Genomic DNA, 19275 nt, shown 5'->3' with positions numbered 1-19275 from the left:
ATCGTTTTTTTATATTTACAGAGAGAACTTATCATTGGTATTACGCGGGGGAATAGGTGTTTTTTTATGTATATAGTATAATTATTTTTTAAAGGGATGCTGCGGAATTGAATGGGGGCTTACAAATGCTAGTAGATTTTAGAGTGAAAAATTGTTTAAGTTATAAAGACGAAACACTATTTTCAATGGTAGCGGGAAGCCGCATTCGTAAATTAAAGGACACACATACAATGAAATTTGACTCGTTTCACCTTGTAAAAAGTGCCTTTATTTTCGGACCAAACGGAAGTGGGAAATCAAACTTATTCACTGCTATTAAAATTTTACGTTCTTTATTGTTTAACTTTGAAAATCTTAATAATGTTAAACAACTACGCTTGCCCTACCAGCCGTTTAAGTTAGGTGGCCGGCAAGAACAACCGACGGAATTTATGATTTCGTTATTACTAGATGGGGCGCTGTACGATTATGAGGTACAGTATAATGCATCGCAGGTTCTTTACGAAGGCCTAACTAAAACGACAAAGTCCATGAAAGAGCAGCTCTTTAATAGACAATGGGATGGGACAGAATATTTGTATGAAACTGCCAGTCCAGCGCTAGAATTGACAAAATATACGCGTAATAATACAGCTTTCTTATCAGTATTAAATGTCTTTAATGATCCAGATGCTACGAAAATATTTGATTGGTTTTTACATAAAATACTGTTTTTAGATGAAGCAAATCGGTTATCAAGTCATCCACTTATTCGTAAACTTGAAGAGGAGCCATTTAAGAAAGAGGTTATTAAGTTACTAAAGATTGCAGACTTTTCTATTCAAGATGTGACGGCAAGACGCGTTGAGCGTAGAGAGAAAAATACTATTGGCTATGATTTTGACACTCCGGAGGTTATTCAGGAGGTGGATATCGATTTGCACTATTTATCATTCGATGAAGCAGGTGCGCCGATTGGAGCAGAGACGATCAATTGGACGATGGATTCAAAGGGGACAGTCCGTATGCTGCATTTAGCATGTGTTATGGTAGATGCATACAATAAAGGGAAAACGATCTTTATAGATGAATTTGATACAGCATTTCATGTGTCCATCTGCGAATTTTTAATGGCCATTATGAACAGCAAGCGTAATGTGACTAATCAATTTGTTGTCACAAGTCATGAAATTGATTTATTAGATCAGCCACTACGTTCCGATCAAATATGGTTTGTGAATAAAAGCTTTAAAAATGAATCCGAGTTATACTCCTTATTTGATTTTGCAGATTTGCAGAAGAAACGTGGAGATATTTCCTATGCCAAGCGGTACTTAAAAGGCGAATTCGGGGCAACACCGGTTATTAATGAATATTTATCAGATCAATATCTAGGGGAAGTGGAGGTATCTGAGCCGTGAGAGTGCGTCAACAAGGTAACCGAACACTGCGTAAAACCGTTTTAATTTATTGTGAAGGTGAAACTGAACGCATTTATTTTGAGCAGATGCGTATTTTAAAGCGCTCAAAAATGGTAAGTGTCAAAATAAAAAACGTTAAGCGTTCAGCTATTAAGCTAGCTCAGCATGCCTATCGGGATTCAAGCTATCAATATTTTGATGAGGTTTGGATTGTTTTTGATAAGGATGATTTAACCGAAAAGCAATTAGAGGAAGTGAATGACTTTTGCGAGGAGAATAATATTCATATCGCCTATTCAAATGAAGCATTCGAATTATGGCTACTGTTGCATTTTGAAGAAGTCGATATATCTGAAAAGTATCCTCGTGCTGTATTAAATGACAAGATGGAGCAGCATCTTGGGGTGACACGTTATTTTCGTCATAAAGCGGATGAGTCAGTCATTGCACCTATCGCACTTCGACATGAGGTCGCTATTAAAAATTGCACAAATATGATGGCACTTCGCAAGGCGGAAAGCCGTGATAATCCTTATTGCAACATACATGAAATGATACAATACATATTTTAACTTCTTTCAGTAAAAAAAGGAGTTCTTAAAAGGATGTTAGCCTAAAACCATCGCATCCATGCGATAACGGCTAACTGACCTGCATCGGTAAAAGCGCCACGTCCTGTGGCATTACCGAAATGACCTACATCGTGTTGGCCCTCATGCAGGCCTAAGCACAAAGCCGATTCCGGACGCAATTATGCCGAGGCAGAGGCAGAATGGATTGCTAATCAGCAGGTTTTCTATTACTTAATGGAGAACCTGCTATTTTTATATCTCAAAATGGGGATAACAATTATTAAAAGTATGACATATATTAAGTTGATTGGAGTGGAACTTTTTCAATGCGACGATAACAACTAAAATTTTTTTTTTTATCTTCCACTCAAAAATGGTAGTAAATAAATTTTTTGTATTTGGGAATAATATTTGAAGCCATGACAATTGAACTGTACATATGGCACGTCCTTAAACCTATAAATGATTGAAAAGTGTATGTTGTGTTCGTAATTTTTCTAGACGATCTACCTTGCCTTTTCTTTCTAAACAGATTACAATGAAATTAAGTTAATATATCAGGTTTGAGCGATTGAGAGACCATTAAAAACATATGTACATTTGTACATGTGCTTTTAATGGTCTCTTTTTTTGCTTTAAATAAGGAGGAATTTCATTATGAGCACAGCTTCAGCAATACAACGTCAACAAACGATTGTAGAATTAGAAAGTAAAGAATATGATTTATTAGTTATCGGTGGTGGGATTACAGGTTGTGGTATCGCACTTGATGCAATTGCTCGTGGACTATCTGTAGCGTTAGTTGAAATGCAAGACTTTGCCGCTGGTACTTCTAGTCGTTCGACAAAATTAGTGCATGGTGGACTTCGTTATTTAAAACAATTTGAAATAAAAGAGGTTGCAGATTTAGGAAAAGAGCGTGCCATCGTTTATGAAAATGGACCGCATGTAACAACTCCTGTTTGGATGCTACTGCCATTCCATAAAGGTGGCACATTTGGTAAATTCTCAACGAATATTGGCTTACGTGTCTATGATTTTTTAGCAGGGGTTAAACGTTCTGAGCGTCGATATATGTTAAATGCTGCAAAAACAATGGAAAAAGAACCTTTGGTCAAAGGTGAGGACTTACGCGGCGGTGGTGTATATGTAGAATATCGTACAGATGATGCACGTCTGACAGTCGAAGTTGCCAAAGCTGCCATCGAAAAAGGCGCTACACTCATTAATTATACAAAGGCAGAAAACTTTCTATACAATGACCAAAAGAAAATGAATGGTATCGTAGCACAAGATTTGATTGCCCATAACACGTTTAATATTCGTGCAAAAAAAGTTGTGAATGCTGCAGGTCCATGGGTAGATGAGGTTCGTAATATTGAAGGGGAACAAAATGGCAAGCACTTAATTTTATCAAAAGGTGTGCACATCGTTTTTGATGAATCAAAATTTCCATTACGTCAAGCTGTCTATTTTGATACACCTGATGGTCGTATGGTTTTTGCGATTCCTCGAAATGGGAAAACATATGTTGGAACGACAGATACATTTTACGAAGGCGATGCCCGAGAAATGAATATCCACCAAGAAGATCGCGATTATATTATGAAGGCAATTCATTATATGTTTCCAAAAGTTAACGTCACTGATGCAGATATCGAATCAAGCTGGGCAGGTGTTCGTCCATTAATTCATGAGGAAGGTAAAAACCCATCTGAAATTTCTCGTAAGGACGAAGTATGGGAATCTGCTTCTGGTCTCGTGACAATTGCTGGCGGTAAATTAACAGGTTATCGTAAAATGGCTGAAACAGTTTTAAATAAGATTGCGCAAGATTTAGAACAACAATTTGGCATTGCATCAAAACCATGTCATACAAAGAATATTCATATATCTGGTGGAGATGTTGGAGGCTCCCAAAACTTACATGCCTTCGTGTCAAAACGAACAAAAATGGGTGTCGATCTCGGATTATCAGAAGAGGAAGCAAAACATTTAGCACATCATTACGGTTCTAATGTGGATATTGTTTTTGAATATGCTAAAGAAAAACATCCTGTTTTACCACAAGGGCTATATGCTCAGCTACTGTATGGTATTCATCAGGAAATGGTTGTTCATCCGAACGACTTTATGATTCGTCGTACAGCGTATATGTTCTTTAATATCGCTCTTGTGAAACAATATAAAGATGCGATATTAGATGAAATGGCAAAACAATTACATTGGTCCACTGAACAACGTACTCAGTATGAAAAAGATTTAAATTTAGAAATAACAAGAGCTACTACTGCATTATAATAAAAAGGAAGGTCGTCTTAATGGCGACCTGACTTTTTGAATAAAGGGGAAATCAAATGAATTTCAATGATCAACAAATTATTCCCGCTGCACGAACAGTTAAGCAATTTGATGAAATATTAAATAGTCGATTCGAATACATTGTTCTATTAGAAGTGCATATTAGTTTGCTCATGTCCATAAAACGAGAAGCAGATCGTAACGGTAAAAAATTAATTATTCATGCAGATTTAATTCATGGCTTAAAAACGGATAATTTTGCAGCAGATTTTTTATGTAATGATATCCGTCCAGCAGGTATAATTTCCACTCGATCTAATATGTTAATAAAAGCAAAATCTCGTGGGATTATTGCCATTCAGCGCGTCTTTTTAATTGATACGATTGCACTAGAAAAAAGCTTTTCAATGATTGAATCAGCGAAGCCTGATTATATAGAATTATTACCAGGTATCATTCCTTCAATGATTTCTGAAGTACACCAGCGCACTAAAATCCCTGTTATTACAGGTGGACTAGTCCGCACTGTTGAAAGCATAGAGGAAGCGTTATCAGCTGGAGCAGTAGCGATTACGACATCAAATAAGAAGTTGTGGGAAAATTTCCGGAAATCTTGTTGACTATGTATATTACTTTCTCTACAATGTACATAAGTTAAAAAGCGCGTGGTTAGGAAAAGGAACCCACATTTATTCATCTGCATTACAACGTGCAGTTTGTTTAAGTGTGGGTTTGTTTTTATATTAAGTACATTATTACAAAGGGGGTCTTTTTGTATGTCAACATTTACAGCTGAACTTGTCGGCACGATGATTCTTATTTTATTCGGTGGTGGCGTTGTTGCAGGTGTATCACTGCACAAATCGAAAGGTTTTGGCGGTGGATGGGTAGTGATTACCTTCGCTTGGGGTCTAGCTGTGGCTATGGCTGCATATGCTGTTGGTGGTATTAGTGGGGCTCATTTAAATCCTGCTTTAACGATCGCACTTGCTACAATCGGTAATTTCCCGTGGGAAGACGTACCTGCTTACATTGCTGCACAATTGATTGGTGCATTTTTAGGTGGGGTACTCGTTTATTTTATGTATTTACCACATTGGAAAGGTACGAAAGATCCGGAAGCGAAACTGGCTGTATTTTCTACAATGCCTGCTATTAAACATCCATTATCAAATTTAATTGCAGAAATGATTGGTACATTTATACTTGTTTTAGGTATTCTAGCATTAGGAACAAATACAATTACGGATGGCTTAAATCCATTTCTAGTTGGTATGTTAATTGTAGTCATCGGGATGGCATTAGGAGGTCCTACTGGTTATGCAATTAACCCTGCACGTGACTTAGGTCCACGTATTGCGCACTTTTTCTTACCAATCCCAGGTAAACGTGACTCAGGGTGGTCATACGCATGGATTCCAGTTGTAGGTCCAATTATCGGTGGTACATTCGGTGCCCTATTTTTCCAACAAATTTTTGAGGGAAAAAATAGTATCGCATTTTGGGTGTTTGCTATTATCGTAGTTATTATTTTTATCAGTGCTCAAATGACAGTGAAAAATGTTAAAAGTGAAGAGTAATTAAAAAAATTGGAGGTATGACCGATGTCAGAAAAAAAATATATTTTAGCTTTGGACCAAGGTACAACAAGCTCACGTGCTATTTTGTTTGATGAAAAAGGGAGCATTCTCCACGTTGCACAACAAGAATTCCCGCAATATTTCCCGCAATCAGGATGGGTTGAACATCACGCAGAAGAAATTTGGTCTTCTATTCTTTCTTGTATCGCTACAGTGCTTTCTGCAAAAAATATTGAATCAAATCAAATTGCTGGGATCGGTATTACAAACCAACGCGAAACAACTGTTGTTTGGGATAAACATTCAGGGAAACCAATTTATAATGCGATTGTCTGGCAATCACGCCAAACGAACGCTATTTGTGAGGAATTGAAAGAAAACGGTTACAATGACTTATTCCGTGATAAAACAGGTTTATTAATCGATGCATACTTCTCAGGCACAAAAGTAAAATGGATTTTAGACAATGTTGAAGGTGCTCGTGAAAAAGCAGAAGCAGGCGATTTATTATTCGGTACAATTGATACGTGGTTAATATGGAAGTTAACAGGTGGTAAAGTCCATGTTACAGATTATTCAAATGCTTCTCGTACATTAATGTACAACATTTATGATTTAAAATGGGATGAAGAAATATTAGATATTTTAGGCGTCCCTGCTTCTATGCTTCCTGAAGTTCGACCTTCTTCAGAAGTGTATGGATATACGGAGGAAGCTCTGTTCTTTGGTTCGGCTGTTCCAATTGCAGGGGCTGCGGGTGATCAACAAGCTGCTCTATTCGGTCAGGCTTGTTTCGAAGAAGGTATGGTAAAAAACACTTACGGTACGGGCTGCTTTATGTTAATGAATACTGGTGAAAAGGCAGTAAAATCAGAGAACGGTTTATTAACTACGCTTGCTTGGGGTTTAAATGGCAAGGTGACTTACGCTTTAGAGGGAAGCATTTTCGTAGCTGGCTCTGCAATTCAATGGTTACGCGACGGCTTACGAATGTTCCGTTCTGCTTCTGAATCTGAGCAATATGCTGCACGTGTAGAGTCGACTGATGGTGTTTATGTAGTTCCTGCATTCGTTGGTCTAGGGACTCCTTATTGGGATTCAGATGTACGAGGCGCAGTCTTCGGTTTAACGCGCGGTACTTCTAAAGAACATTTTGTACGTGCAACATTAGAATCGTTAGCGTATCAAACAAAAGACGTACTTGGTGCAATGGAAGCGGATGCCAATATCCCACTAGCGAAATTACGTGTAGATGGTGGTGCTGTTGCAAACAGTTTCTTAATGCAATTCCAATCAGATTTATTAAACGTTCCTGTTGATCGTCCAGTTATTAACGAAACAACAGCTTTAGGTGCTGCGTATTTAGCAGGTTTAGCAGTTGGCTTCTGGAAAACAACAGATGAAATTAGTGAGTATTGGAATTTAGATCGTCAATTCACACCTAATATGGATGACTCACATCGTGAAGAACTTTATGCAGGCTGGAAAAAAGCTGTAGCAGCTGCTCAAGCATTTAAATAAAAAGATAGCTGAATAGTGATGAAAAAAACCTTGATAGGCTAATTTGAAGCGGATCCCGTTTGTTAGACAAAAATCTAACTTTGGGAGGCACTTCAGTTGCCAATCAAGGTTTTTTAGGTCTGTACCCATATTTGCACTTACATATTTTGAAGATAGAACTAAGGTGAACATAAAAATAACAACAAATACATTACTATCCGCAATTGCAATATTATGTTTTGTCGTAAATTAAGAAATAATTGAGTTTGATTTGAAATAAAGTCGCGACGTATATAAAAAAGTTTGACTGAAAATCCTGAGTTGATATGCAGGATTTTTTCTTTTTCCACAACCGTGCCAAATTCTTGAAGAGGAGTATCGAAAAATGTGTGGCTATTCTGACTAGTGCTACGAGACTTAAAAACTCCGAGTAAGAGATTTTGGTGTCTTTTACTCGAAGTAAAGTTCAGAGTATAGTGTCTTAACTAGTAATTGTGCGGTTCATTATGATCGTAATTTAACAGTTTTATTTTGATTCCTTTTGTTATGTCTCCCGGATATCTCCTAGTAAGGGTTCTTTGTTGTATTAACTAAAAATCAAATTGTAAAGTAAACTTGACACTTCAGAAAATGTAAAGTAAACTTGACTTATCAACAAATGTACAGTTTACTTTACACTTTTAAAGGAGGCTTTATGAAAAACAGAATCCGCGAATTACGAAAATCGAAGAAGATTACGCAGGAGGAATTGTCGAAACAAGTTGGAGTCTCGCGGCAATCGATCATTGCAATTGAATCAGGAAAATTCAATCCATCTATTGAGCTTGCCTACAACATATCAAAAGCTTTCAATTGTACGATTGAAGAAGTGTTTATTTTCGAAGAGGGGGGAATGTAGTTATGGAGGTTTCTATCGGGGGTATTATTGGATTATATGGAGGAATGATTTGTGGGATCCTTGGCTGGTGGTTCGGACGGAAAAAAGCTAGAGAAAACAGAGGTTTAGATGAGCTATACTACCATATTTGGAAAAATGCAAAATCCTATTCATGGTATGTGACATTAGGAGCGATTTATGTTCTCTTTTCTTTAATCATGTTTGGGATTGAATTAAGCAACGCAATGGTTCTAGGTATCCTTCTTTTAACACACCTAGGGAGCTGGGGAATAAGTGGGATTGTTTTGTCCATCAGTATGTCCAGTACAGTCCCGTTGCAGCCTTCCCGTGTGAAGCTTGGCATACTCGTCGTTGTTACGTCTATTGTTGTTTTTATGATTATCTCGATCATTACGAATAACTGGATGTTTTTATTATTAAGTATACCACCTAATTTAATTGGACTTTTTACTGCACTTACACCAAAGAGAGAAGATTCCGAGTTAACTTCCTAGATTTGAAATAAAGTCGTACCATTATACCTCTTTGGATAACAATGTGCTTAAGTTGAACAAGAGATAGCCAAAAAATAATCAAACTTATTTATAAAAACTGCATACTAAATTACCGAAAGAGAAAGTATTTTGATCAATCTTTGTTCAATGTACTTTCTTTTCATTTACTATAAAAAATGATTTTTAGCATAACCTTTAATCCATTGAGAAAGTTTTTCTATAGCAACGCAACGCCTTGAAGCATGTTTATTCCATAAAAACATATAGTGTATATTGAGATTCATGAGTATTGGAATGAAAGGGGATTGCGTGGATAAATCTAAGTCGAATCAGCGCAAAGATTTGGAGGAGAATGCGAAGGATCAGCAGCTAGAGCCGTTTCGTGTCGATAATGAAGGAAAAAAGATGACGACGAATCAGGGGCTAAAAGTTTCGAATGATGAGAATTCGTTGAAGGCTGGAGTTCGTGGGCCAACTATTATGGAGGATTTTCACTTTCGAGAGAAAATAACGCATTTTGATCATGAACGTATTCCTGAGCGTGTTGTACATGCGCGGGGCTTTGCAGCACATGGAGAATTTGAATTGTATGAATCGATGGGGGAATATACGAAAGCAAGCTTTTTACAGGACCCTAATAAGAAAACACCTGTATTTGTCAGATTTTCAACTGTAGTTGGAAGCTTAGGTTCGATGGATACTGCACGTGATGTCCGTGGCTTTGCGACGAAATTTTATACGGATGAAGGCAATTACGATTTAGTTGGTAATAATATACCGGTCTTTTTTATTCAGGATGCCATTAAGTTTCCTGATTTAATTCACGCGGTAAAGCCTGAGCCTCACAATGAAATGCCACAAGCAGCATCAGCTCACGATACGTTTTGGGATTTTGTAGCGAATAATCAGGAAATTGCGCATATGATTATGTGGCATATGTCTGATCGTGCAATACCTAGAAGTTTTCGAATGATGGAAGGCTTCGGTGTTCATGCTTTTCGTTTCGTCAATGATAAAGGAAAATCGAGGTTTGTAAAATTTCATTGGAAGCCTGTGTTAGGGGTTCATTCACTCATTTGGGATGAAGCACAAAGTATTGCTGGAAAGGATCCAGATTTTCAGCGACGTGATTTATGGGAATCAATTGAGATCGGTGATTATCCAGAATATGAGCTTGGTGTACAAATGCTTGAGCCAGAGGACGAATTTAAATTTGATTTTGATATTTTGGATGCAACAAAGCTGTGGCCTGAAGAGATAGTGCCAGTTAAAAAGATAGGGAAAATGACCTTGAATCGTAATGTGGATAATGTTTTCGCTGAAACAGAGCAAGTCGCCTTCCACCCTGGAAATATTGTACCAGGCATAGATTTCACAAATGATCCACTTTTGCAGGGGCGGCTATTTTCTTATTTAGATACACAGCTAATACGTCTAGGAGGACCAAACTTTTCTGAAATACCGATTAACCGACCCGTTTGTCCATTTCATAACAATCAGCGCAATGGCTTTAGTCGTCAAACTATTAATGTAGGAAAAGTGAGCTATCATAAAAATTCCTTGGCCAATAATACACCATCAACATCAACGGCAAGGGAAGGTGGCTTTGTCCATTATGAAGAAAAGGTTGAAGGACGTATCACACGAGCACGTAGTAAATCCTTTGATAATCATTTTTCACAGGCGAGGCTGTTTTGGAATAGTATGTCACCCCCCGAAAAACAGCATATCATTGATGCCTTTAGTTTTGAGGTAGGGAAGGTGAAAAGTAAGTCCGTTCGCCAACAGGTTGTTGATATGTTTGTCCGTGTTGATAAAGCAATGGCAACGACTGTGGCCGATAATGTTGGTGTTAATCGTCCAAAAGGTGAGCAAATAAATGTCACGTTATCATCACCTGCACTTAGTCAAGCTAATACTATAAAAATGCCACAAACACTTAAAGTAGGCGTGCTAATTGGTGATGGATTTGATGCAAATGAAGTTGGAGAAATACTGAAATATTTAACAAGACAGGGTGTTCGATACAGTATTATTTCCGACAGATTAGGGGTTGTTACTAGTAGTGATGGCGTACAGTTAACGGCAAGTGACACATTTATTACTACCGATGCTGTACTATTTGACTCGTTATATGTTGTAGGTGTAAGAGCAAAAAATCAGGCGAAATTTAATTCGCATATTGTAAATTATATCAATGAAGCGTATAGACATTACAAACCGATTGGCATAGCTACATCTGGAACGACATTTTTTAATATGTCCAATGCTAATGTAGGGCCAGGAATTGTGTTGGCAACTGGCGACAAAGATTTCGCTAAAAAATTTGTAAAAGCGATTGCGCAACAACGTTTTTGGGAACGGAATATTTATTAACTTACATTATTTTGCAGTATATACTTGCGGGCAGAGCGAATACTTGCGGAAGCAAAGCGAATATCCGCGGGCAGGGCGAATACCCGCGGAAGCAGAGCAAATACCCGCGGAAGCAAAGCGAATACCCGCGAAAGCAGAGCGAATACCCGCGGGCAGAAAGAATACCCGCGGAAGCAGAGCAAATACCCGCGGAAGCAAAGCGAATACCCGCGGAAGCAGAGCGAATACCCGCGGGCAGAGAGAATACCCGCGGAAGCAGGGCGAATACCCGCGGAAGCAGAACAAATACCCGCGGAAGCAGAGCAAATACCCGCGGAAGCAAAGCGAATACCCGCGGAAGCAGAGCGAATACCCGCGGGCAGAGAGAATACCCGCGGAAGCAGGGCGAATACCCGCGGAAGCAGAACAAATACCCGCGGAAGCAGAGCAAATACCCGCGGAAGCAAAGCGAATACCCGCGAAAGCAGAGCGAATACCCGCGGGCAGAAAGAATACCCGCGGAAGCAGGGCGAATACCCGCGGAAGCAAAGCGAATACCCGCGGAAGCAAAGCGAATACCCGCGGGCAGGGCGAATACCCGCGGGAACCGAAGCGATACTCTCTCGAGACATGTTTCTTTAGATTTTCTATGAAATACTTCATCCATCATAGTAAAAATACTTATAATTAAGTCTCTCATTGTTCTAAGAATAGTGAGAGATTTTTTATTGACTTATTGCATCTTAAATTCTATAGGTTTGTATTCCGTTTTTTGTTCATGAGGGTCTTCTGTATAGAAATCGGCACTCCCATTTACGATATAATGTCAAAATAGTTACGTTTTGCGCCTGCCCTACAAACGTTAGTTTTGCGGTTATACGTATTGATTCCCCCACTGTAAAGGTCGGGTTTTGAAATAGAAAGTTCAAACAATAAAGTTTCTCTGTTGCGCAGCTACTTAGTGTGGGCTTCATAGTTTGCTTTTCCTGACAGCCAACAACTAGTAGTAGCATAGATATTAACAATAAAAATGTCTTAGGCATACAATCCTCCTTTTATGGCAGTTGCCGTTGGAGTGGACGAAATGTTACTAAATTTCTCGTGGATTATATGGCATTGCATTCAAATTTTGTAAATGCTATGGTGGTAAATGAGGTGAATTTTGTGGGAAAATTTGATATTGCAGTTATTGGCGCAGGTCCTGGGGGCTATGTGGCGGCCATTCATGCAGCAAAAAGTGGCAAGAAGGTCGCTTTAGTAGAGCGCGATAAAGTAGGAGGGGCCTGCTATAATGTCGGCTGTATTCCTTCGAAAATTTTGTTGGAGCATAGTAAGCTTATTCAAGAAATACAACGTGGTAATGACTGGGGCATTGAAACTCCTACAGTAAATGTGAATTTTCTACGATTGATGAAACGTAAGGATGCTATTATTGACGAGCTTTTAACGAATATTGAGGGCTATATTTTGAGCAATCAGATTACTTTTTATCGAGGAGAAGCGGCAGTAGCTAATGATTTAACTGTAACAGTTGGTAGTGAGACCTTTACAGCAACGGATATCATTTTAGCAACCGGGAGTAAACCCTTTGTACCACCTTTTAAAGGTTTAGAGTCGTCTTCCTATTATACAACGGATACATTTTTTGATCTAAAAGAGCTACCAAAGCAGTTAACAATTATCGGTGGAGGCGTTATTGCAGTAGAGATGGCATTTAGTTTAGCACCTCTTGGAACAAAGGTGACGGTGCTGAATCATAGTGAAGATATTTTACAAACAGAAGAGCCAGATGCGCGACCACTTATTCGTGAAAAGATGAAAAAGCTTAATATTGAGCTTGTGACAGATTTCCAATTTGAGCATTTTAATGGCAATGAAATTTATACATCTAAAGGCATTTATACATATGAAAATCTTCTATTTGCAACAGGTCGACGCCCGAATACAGAAATAGCTCAGCAACTTGGTCTAGCATTCGAAGGTCGATTGATTGCTGTCAATGAGCATCTTGAAACAAGTCAGCCACACATCTATGCTATAGGTGACTTAGTTGGTGGTTACCAGCTAGCTCATTCAGCGAGTGCAGAGGGAATTCATGTTGTGGATCATATTTTAGGGAATAAGCCGGCACTAATTGATCAAACTTCGATTCCTCGCTGTGTTTATACCCATCCTGAAATTGCGACATTTGGTTTACTGGAAGAGCAGGTTACAGAACCTTATACGGTGACTCAAATGCCTTTACATACAAACCCTAAGGCATTAATGGAAGGAAATACAGTCGGCTTTATTAAGCTTATTGCGACGAAAAAGGAAGGACGTATTTTGGGAGCTTGTGTTGTTGCTGATGGGGCAACAGAAATGTTAAATGCTATTTTAGCTACTAAAAATGCTGGTTGCACTGCCCACACTCTCGCAAATATGATTTTCCCACATCCTACAGTATCAGAGCATATTGGGGATGCTGCAAAAGCTATTTTTGGCAAAGCCATTCACCAATAATGGTTTCAAAACTACATTTTTTAGTGGAAGGTTAAACTAAAAATTCCATTTAAGTATAAAGTACAAAAAATAGCGCATTATAGGAAATAACCTCCTATAACGCGCTATTTTTAATTAGTTTCAGGTTCTTCTTTTTTCTCGATCGGTATTGTAGAGAGATATAAGAAAGCCTCATCTTGCAAAAGCAATAATTTTTCTTCACAAATACCGTGTGCTAATGGTCCAGAAAAAATAGACTCCCACCAAGTTCCTGTTGTTGTTGCCATTCATCTACGCCTCCGTTTCAATTTTTCAATATGTAGTTGTAAATTTCCCGAAATCACAAAATCATCTACAGTTTTAACTTTATTCTTTACGCATCCCACTCATATAAGAGGAATTTTTGTTGTCAATGTTGTATCGTATAGACAAAGATAGTTTGTTTCGAAATGAAAAAACTATGTATGCCATTTTAAAAAAGGGGTGCTTTTATTATGAATTTTACGACACAAGATGTAGAAAATATGATTACAGAACAACGTCAATTTTATTTTTCACGAGCTACGAAGAGTACAAAGTTTCGAAAAGAACAATTAATAAAACTGAAGGAAACGATTTTAAAATATGAAAAAGAAATTTTGAATGCTCTATATTTAGATTTACGAAAGAGTGAGTTTGAGGCATATGCAACAGAAGTCGGCATTGTTTTAGATAGTATTTCTTATATGGTAAAGCATATTGAAGAATGGATGAAACCTGAAGCTGTAAAAACACCGATTCAATACCAGATGGGGAAAAGCTTTATAGTAAGAGAGCCGTATGGAGTAACATTAATCATTGGTCCATTCAATTATCCATTCCAGCTTGTAATGGAGCCATTAATCGGTGCAATTGTTGGTGGTAATACGGCTATTGTAAAACCGTCAGAAACATCTGTGCATACAGCAGCAATCGTTAAAAAAATAATTGAAGAAACGTTTATTCCCTCCTATGTGCGTGTTGTGGAAGGAGAGAAAGAAGAAGTGACGGCACTTATTCATGCATCCTTTGACTATATATTTTTTACAGGGAGTGTGGCAGTCGGAAAAGTTGTTGCAAAGGCAGCGGCGGAACGCTTAACACCAATTGCCCTAGAACTGGGTGGGAAAAGTCCGGCAATTGTTGATCAAACAGCCAATTTAGAAGTAGCGGCGAAAAGAATCGCTTGGGGTAAATTTACAAATACTGGCCAAACCTGTGTGGCACCAGATTATGTCCTTGTCCATAAAGATGTCTATGATCGATTTATGAAAATATTGAAAGCAACGATTCGTTCCTTTTATGGTAAAAATGCATTAAAAAGCCCTGACTACGGTCGTATTGTGAATTTAAGACAATTTGATCGCTTACAGCAAATTATCGTGGAAGAACGTGATGCCATTACATTTGGTGGTAGAACTGATCGTGATGATTTGTATATTGAGCCTACAATTATTGGATATGTGAAATGGTCAAGTCCTTCGATGCAGGATGAACTATTTGGTCCGATTTTACCTGTGATGATGTACGATGATTTACCGCTGGCCATTCATCAAATTCGTCAGTTACCAAAGCCTTTAGCGGCTTACTTCTTCTCAGAGCATGAAAAAGCTACCCAGTACTTTTTAGAGGAATTACCATTTGGTGGAGGATGTATAAATGATACGATTACACATGTAGGAAATTTACATTTGCCATTTGGCGGTGTCGGGCCATCAGGGGTAAAAGCATACCACGGGAAGGCAAGCTTTGAAAACTTTACCCATCCAAAATCTATCTTAAAAAAATCATCGAAGTTAGAGACGAATGTTCTCTTTCCCCCATATAAACAAAAGGTTAAGCTAGTGCGAACTATTATGAAATAGTAAAAGGAGGTGTCGGATCACTGACATCTCTCTTTTTTACCAACTTTCCAAAACATATTATCTAACATACATGGATTTAAGTTGTCGATAAATGCCGATTTTTGATAATCAGGTAAATTTCACATCTCAGATAAGAGTTGTAAAACGTATGCCATTTATATAAGTTGGAACGGAAATCAACTTCACTTTAAGATGATGAGCCAAATTTCATTGAAATATTAAAGATATATTAAAATGATAGCGTTTTCATTGGAAAAACGTCCTTACAGGGATTTTATTTATGGGCGAATAAGTAGTAAAATAAATTCAATAGAATGTGGGGGTATTCATCTTGTCATTTTTTGTCGAATAAACAACTAATGATGAAATGAATGTAGAGATTGATTGGAGGACTATGAAATGTATGCAGAGGAATTGTTGAATGCATTACCTTTGAAAAAAATAATTGGAGTGCTACCTGACCAAGTAAGTGATATTGTAATTGATTCACGAAGTGTACAACCAAATAGTATGTTTGTTTGTATAAAAGGTTATACAGTAGATGGTCATGACTATGCACAAAAAGCTGTTGAGGGTGGCGCAACAATTGTTGTGGCAGAACGAAAATTACCATTAGGAGAAAATATTGCACAGGTCATTGTGAAAGATACGGATCGAGCAGTTGGCTTGTTAGCTGCAAAGTTTTTTGACTATCCATCGAAAGATATGACAATGATTGGCGTAACAGGGACAAATGGAAAAACATCTGTAACAGGTATTATTCAAAATATAATGCATGGTATGGGTGAGAAATCTGCACTAACAGGAACAATCGGCTTTAATTTAAATGGTATTTTATATGAATCAGCAAATACTACGAGCGATGCATTATCGACTCAACAAATGATATTCCGTGCAAAAATGGAAGGCTGCCGATTAATGACTATGGAAGTATCTTCACACGGTTTAGCACTTGGACGTCTAGCTGGCGTAGAGTATGATGTAGCTATTTTTACAAATCTTACACATGATCATCTTGATTTCCATGGAACGATGGAGGAATATGGCCATGCGAAGGGCTTATTATTCTCTCAACTTGGACAAGACTTAGAAAAGAATAAATATGTAGTGTTAAATGCTGATGATGCTTGGTCAGAGCGCTATGCTGCGATGACACCATTTCCAGTATGGACATATGGTTTGAAAAATGAAGCAGCTGATTTCCGTGCTATTAACTGTGAGTATCATGATTTCATGACTTCTTTCGACGTTGATATGCCAGAGGGAATATACCATGTGAAAATGCATTTACTCGGGGAATTTAATATATACAATGTGCTTGCTGCTATGGTTGCTTTTTATGGCCGTGGCTATTCAATGGAAACAATCATTGAGCAAATTGAGCAATTACCACCTGTGAAGGGCCGCATGGAGAAAGTTTGTTCAGATTTACCTGTGCAGATTTTTGTTGATTATGCACATACACCTGACGCAATTGAAAAGGCGATTTCTTCAGCTCAACCATATAAAAAAGGCAAGCTAATTATCCTAGTTGGTACAGGTGGCAATCGTGATAAATCGAAACGTCCGGCAATGGCAGAAAAGGCATCAGCCGCTGATTACGTTATTTTAACAACAGATGATCCGCGCTATGAAGACTACGATAGTATTACAGGTGATCTAGCCAAAGGGATGCTACATGAAAATTATGCATGTATAGGAGACCGTGCTGAGGCAGTACGACATGCGATTGAGATTGCTGAACCAGGGGATATGATCATTTTTGCTGGTAAAGGACATGAAGATTATCAAATTATTGAGAATACTAAATATCCGCATAGTGATGCAGATATTGCAATAGAAGCTGGCCGTCTAAAATTTGTATAATATATGATCTCCAATGAGGATGTTAGAGCGTACTTGATAGTGTGAGCGTAATGCATGCAATAATGCGGCAAGTTCACCCTACTTAGAGAACCCTTTTAGTTAGTACTAAAGGGTTTTCTTTTTGGGTTCTTTTGTGAATGTATCGATGTTAACAAACGAGTGAGTAGATGGAAAGAAAGAGCAATCATCGAAATGCTTGAGGAAACTATACATAGTGCCTCGCCAAGATCACTACCTCTTTTTTGGGGAATTCATGTAAAAAGGTTGTAAGAAGGGCAAGTCTTCTTTTATTATTAGGAAGTATGAAAAAAGGAGAATGACGAGATGAATTCAAATTTAGAAAAAGATATATTATCGCGTCGAACTTTTGCCATTATCAGTCACCCTGATGCTGGGAAAACGACGATTACAGAAAAGCTTTTACTATTTGGCGGTGCGATTCGTGATGCCGGTACAGTAAAAGGGAAAAAAACAGGTAAGTTTGCAACATCTGACTGGATGGAAATTGAAAAGCAACGTGGGATTTCTGTAACTTCTTCAGTTATGCAGTTCGATTATAACGGCTCACGTGTTAATATTTTGGATACTCCAGGTCACCAAGATTTCTCGGAGGATACGTATCGTACGTTAATGGCGGTGGATAGTGCTGTCATGGTCGTAGATGCTGCCAAAGGTATTGAAGCACAAACTTTAAAGCTATTCAAAGTTTGTAAAATGCGTGGTATTCCGATTTTTACTTTTATCAATAAACTAGACCGTCAAGGGAAAGAGCCACTTGAACTGATTGAAGAGCTTGAGGAGGTACTTGGCATTAACGCTTACCCAATGAACTGGCCAATCGGTATGGGTAAAGAGTTTCTAGGTATTTATGATCGTTATAATAAACGTATCGAGCAATTCCGTACTGATGAAGAAGAACGTTTCTTACCAATTGATGAAAATGGGGAACTTGCAGTCGAAAATCCGATGAAGGTGACTTCTTATTATACACAAGCAATGGACGACATAATGTTGCTTGACGAAGCGGGTAATGAGTATTCTGAAGAAAAAATTCGCCGTGGTGAATTAACACCTGTTTTCTTTGGTTCTGCTTTAACAAATTTTGGTGTGCAAACATTCCTGGAAACATATTTACAATTTGCGCCGACACCACAGCCTCGAATTACTGAGGATGAACAATTTATTGATCCAGTTGAGTATGAGGAGTTTTCAGGCTTTATTTTCAAAATTCAAGCCAACATGAATCCTGCACACCGTGACCGTATTGCCTTTGTGCGTATCGTATCGGGTAAATTTGAACGTGGCATGAACATGACTTTATCTCGTACAGGTAAATCATTCAAAGTGACACAATCGACACAATTCTTAGCTGACGACCGTGAAACAGTAGATGAAGCTGTTGCTGGTGATATTATCGGTTTATACGACACAGGTACGTATCAGATTGGTGACACAGTCGTAGGTGGTAAAAAGACATTCCAATTTGAAAAACTGCCACAGTTCACGCCAGAGCTATTTGTTCGTGTAACAGCGAAAAATGTTATGAAATCTAAGCAATTCCATAAAGGGATTTTACAATTAGTGCAAGAAGGTGCCATTCAATATTATAAAACGTTGCATACGGAAGAAGTTATTCTAGGCGCAGTTGGTCAATTACAATTTGAAGTTTTTGAGCATCGTATGAAAAACGAATATAATGTTGAAGTAAAAATGGAGCCAATTGGTTCGAAAATTGCAAGATGGATTGAAAACGAAGAAGATGTTAAAGAATCGATGTCTTCAGGTCGTTCAATGCTTGTAAAAGACCGTTTTGATAATCTTGTTTTCCTATTTGAAAATGAGTTTGCTATGCGTTGGTTCGCTGATAAAAACGAAGATATTAAACTGTATAGCCTTTTATAATAAAAAACACGAATCGACATGTTGCGATTCGTGTTTTTTTACA

Annotated in this window: 15 protein-coding genes; 14 read left to right on the top strand and 1 reads right to left on the bottom strand. The window is 38.1% G+C overall.

Going from position 1 to position 19275, the window contains the following annotated elements; genetic code table 11:
* The first annotated feature begins 125 nt into the window (after positions 1-125).
* From AMS59_RS09760 to lpdA, 11 genes are all read left to right on the top strand, one after another.
* Positions 126-1400 (top strand): ATP/GTP-binding protein, encoded by a 1275-nt coding sequence (locus AMS59_RS09760; protein ID WP_053483540.1) that lies wholly within the window; start codon positions 126-128, stop codon positions 1398-1400.
* Complete coding sequence (locus AMS59_RS09755) at positions 1397-1972, top strand: RloB family protein (protein WP_053483539.1); 576 nt, start codon at positions 1397-1399, stop codon at positions 1970-1972. The genes AMS59_RS09760 and AMS59_RS09755 overlap by 4 nt, the downstream gene beginning before the upstream one ends.
* 657 nt (positions 1973-2629) lie before the next feature.
* Entirely contained in the window at positions 2630-4273 is a 1644-nt protein-coding gene (locus tag AMS59_RS09750) for a glycerol-3-phosphate dehydrogenase/oxidase (RefSeq protein WP_053483538.1), read from the top strand.
* Between the two features lie 56 nt (positions 4274-4329).
* Positions 4330-4893, top strand: coding sequence for a glycerol-3-phosphate responsive antiterminator (locus AMS59_RS09745; protein ID WP_053483537.1), 564 nt, complete (start codon positions 4330-4332; stop codon positions 4891-4893).
* Positions 4894-5049: 156 nt separating this feature from the next.
* Positions 5050-5853, top strand: a complete 804-nt coding sequence (locus AMS59_RS09740; RefSeq protein ID WP_053483536.1) for an MIP/aquaporin family protein — start codon at positions 5050-5052, stop codon at positions 5851-5853.
* A 24-nt stretch (positions 5854-5877) separates the two neighbouring features.
* A complete protein-coding gene (gene glpK, locus AMS59_RS09735) occupies positions 5878-7374 on the top strand; it encodes a glycerol kinase GlpK (protein ID WP_053483535.1) in 1497 nt (498 codons plus the stop codon).
* A gap of 673 nt (positions 7375-8047) precedes the next feature.
* Positions 8048-8251, top strand: coding sequence for a helix-turn-helix transcriptional regulator (locus tag AMS59_RS09730; RefSeq protein WP_053483534.1), 204 nt, complete (start codon positions 8048-8050; stop codon positions 8249-8251).
* A gap of 2 nt (positions 8252-8253) precedes the next feature.
* Entirely contained in the window at positions 8254-8745 is a 492-nt protein-coding gene (locus AMS59_RS09725) for a hypothetical protein (RefSeq protein WP_053483533.1), read from the top strand.
* A 294-nt stretch (positions 8746-9039) separates the two neighbouring features.
* A complete protein-coding gene (locus AMS59_RS09720; RefSeq protein WP_053483532.1) occupies positions 9040-11121 on the top strand; it encodes a catalase in 2082 nt (693 codons plus the stop codon).
* Positions 11122-11145: 24 nt separating this feature from the next.
* On the top strand, positions 11146-11742 hold the full coding sequence (locus AMS59_RS09715; protein WP_234007719.1) for a hypothetical protein: 597 nt from the start codon (positions 11146-11148) through the stop codon (positions 11740-11742).
* Between the two features lie 522 nt (positions 11743-12264).
* The gene (lpdA, locus tag AMS59_RS09705) at positions 12265-13602 is read left to right on the top strand and encodes a dihydrolipoyl dehydrogenase (protein WP_156304597.1); all 1338 of its coding nucleotides are present in this window, start codon (positions 12265-12267) and stop codon (positions 13600-13602) included.
* 110 nt (positions 13603-13712) lie between these two features.
* On the opposite strand, the gene AMS59_RS25795 is transcribed toward lpdA, so the two are convergent.
* Positions 13713-13868: a hypothetical protein gene (locus AMS59_RS25795; RefSeq protein WP_199777704.1), complete on the bottom strand. Its 156-nt coding sequence runs from the start codon at positions 13866-13868 to the stop codon at positions 13713-13715.
* Between the two features lie 207 nt (positions 13869-14075).
* Between AMS59_RS25795 and AMS59_RS09700 the strand changes: the two genes are divergently transcribed.
* The 3 genes from AMS59_RS09700 to AMS59_RS09690 all read left to right on the top strand — a co-directional run bounded on the left by AMS59_RS09700 (position 14076) and on the right by AMS59_RS09690 (position 19232).
* The gene (locus AMS59_RS09700; protein WP_053483529.1) at positions 14076-15464 is read left to right on the top strand and encodes an aldehyde dehydrogenase; all 1389 of its coding nucleotides are present in this window, start codon (positions 14076-14078) and stop codon (positions 15462-15464) included.
* A gap of 399 nt (positions 15465-15863) precedes the next feature.
* Complete coding sequence (locus tag AMS59_RS09695; RefSeq protein WP_053483528.1) at positions 15864-17330, top strand: UDP-N-acetylmuramoyl-L-alanyl-D-glutamate--2,6-diaminopimelate ligase; 1467 nt, start codon at positions 15864-15866, stop codon at positions 17328-17330.
* A 324-nt stretch (positions 17331-17654) separates the two neighbouring features.
* The gene (locus AMS59_RS09690) at positions 17655-19232 is read left to right on the top strand and encodes a peptide chain release factor 3 (RefSeq protein ID WP_053483527.1); all 1578 of its coding nucleotides are present in this window, start codon (positions 17655-17657) and stop codon (positions 19230-19232) included.
* Positions 19233-19275 lie beyond the last annotated feature (43 nt).

Source organism: Lysinibacillus sp. FJAT-14745, from assembly GCF_001275675.1.
GTDB lineage: Bacteria > Bacillota > Bacilli > Bacillales_A > Planococcaceae > Lysinibacillus.
This window is presented reverse-complemented; position numbering and strand designations above follow the sequence as displayed.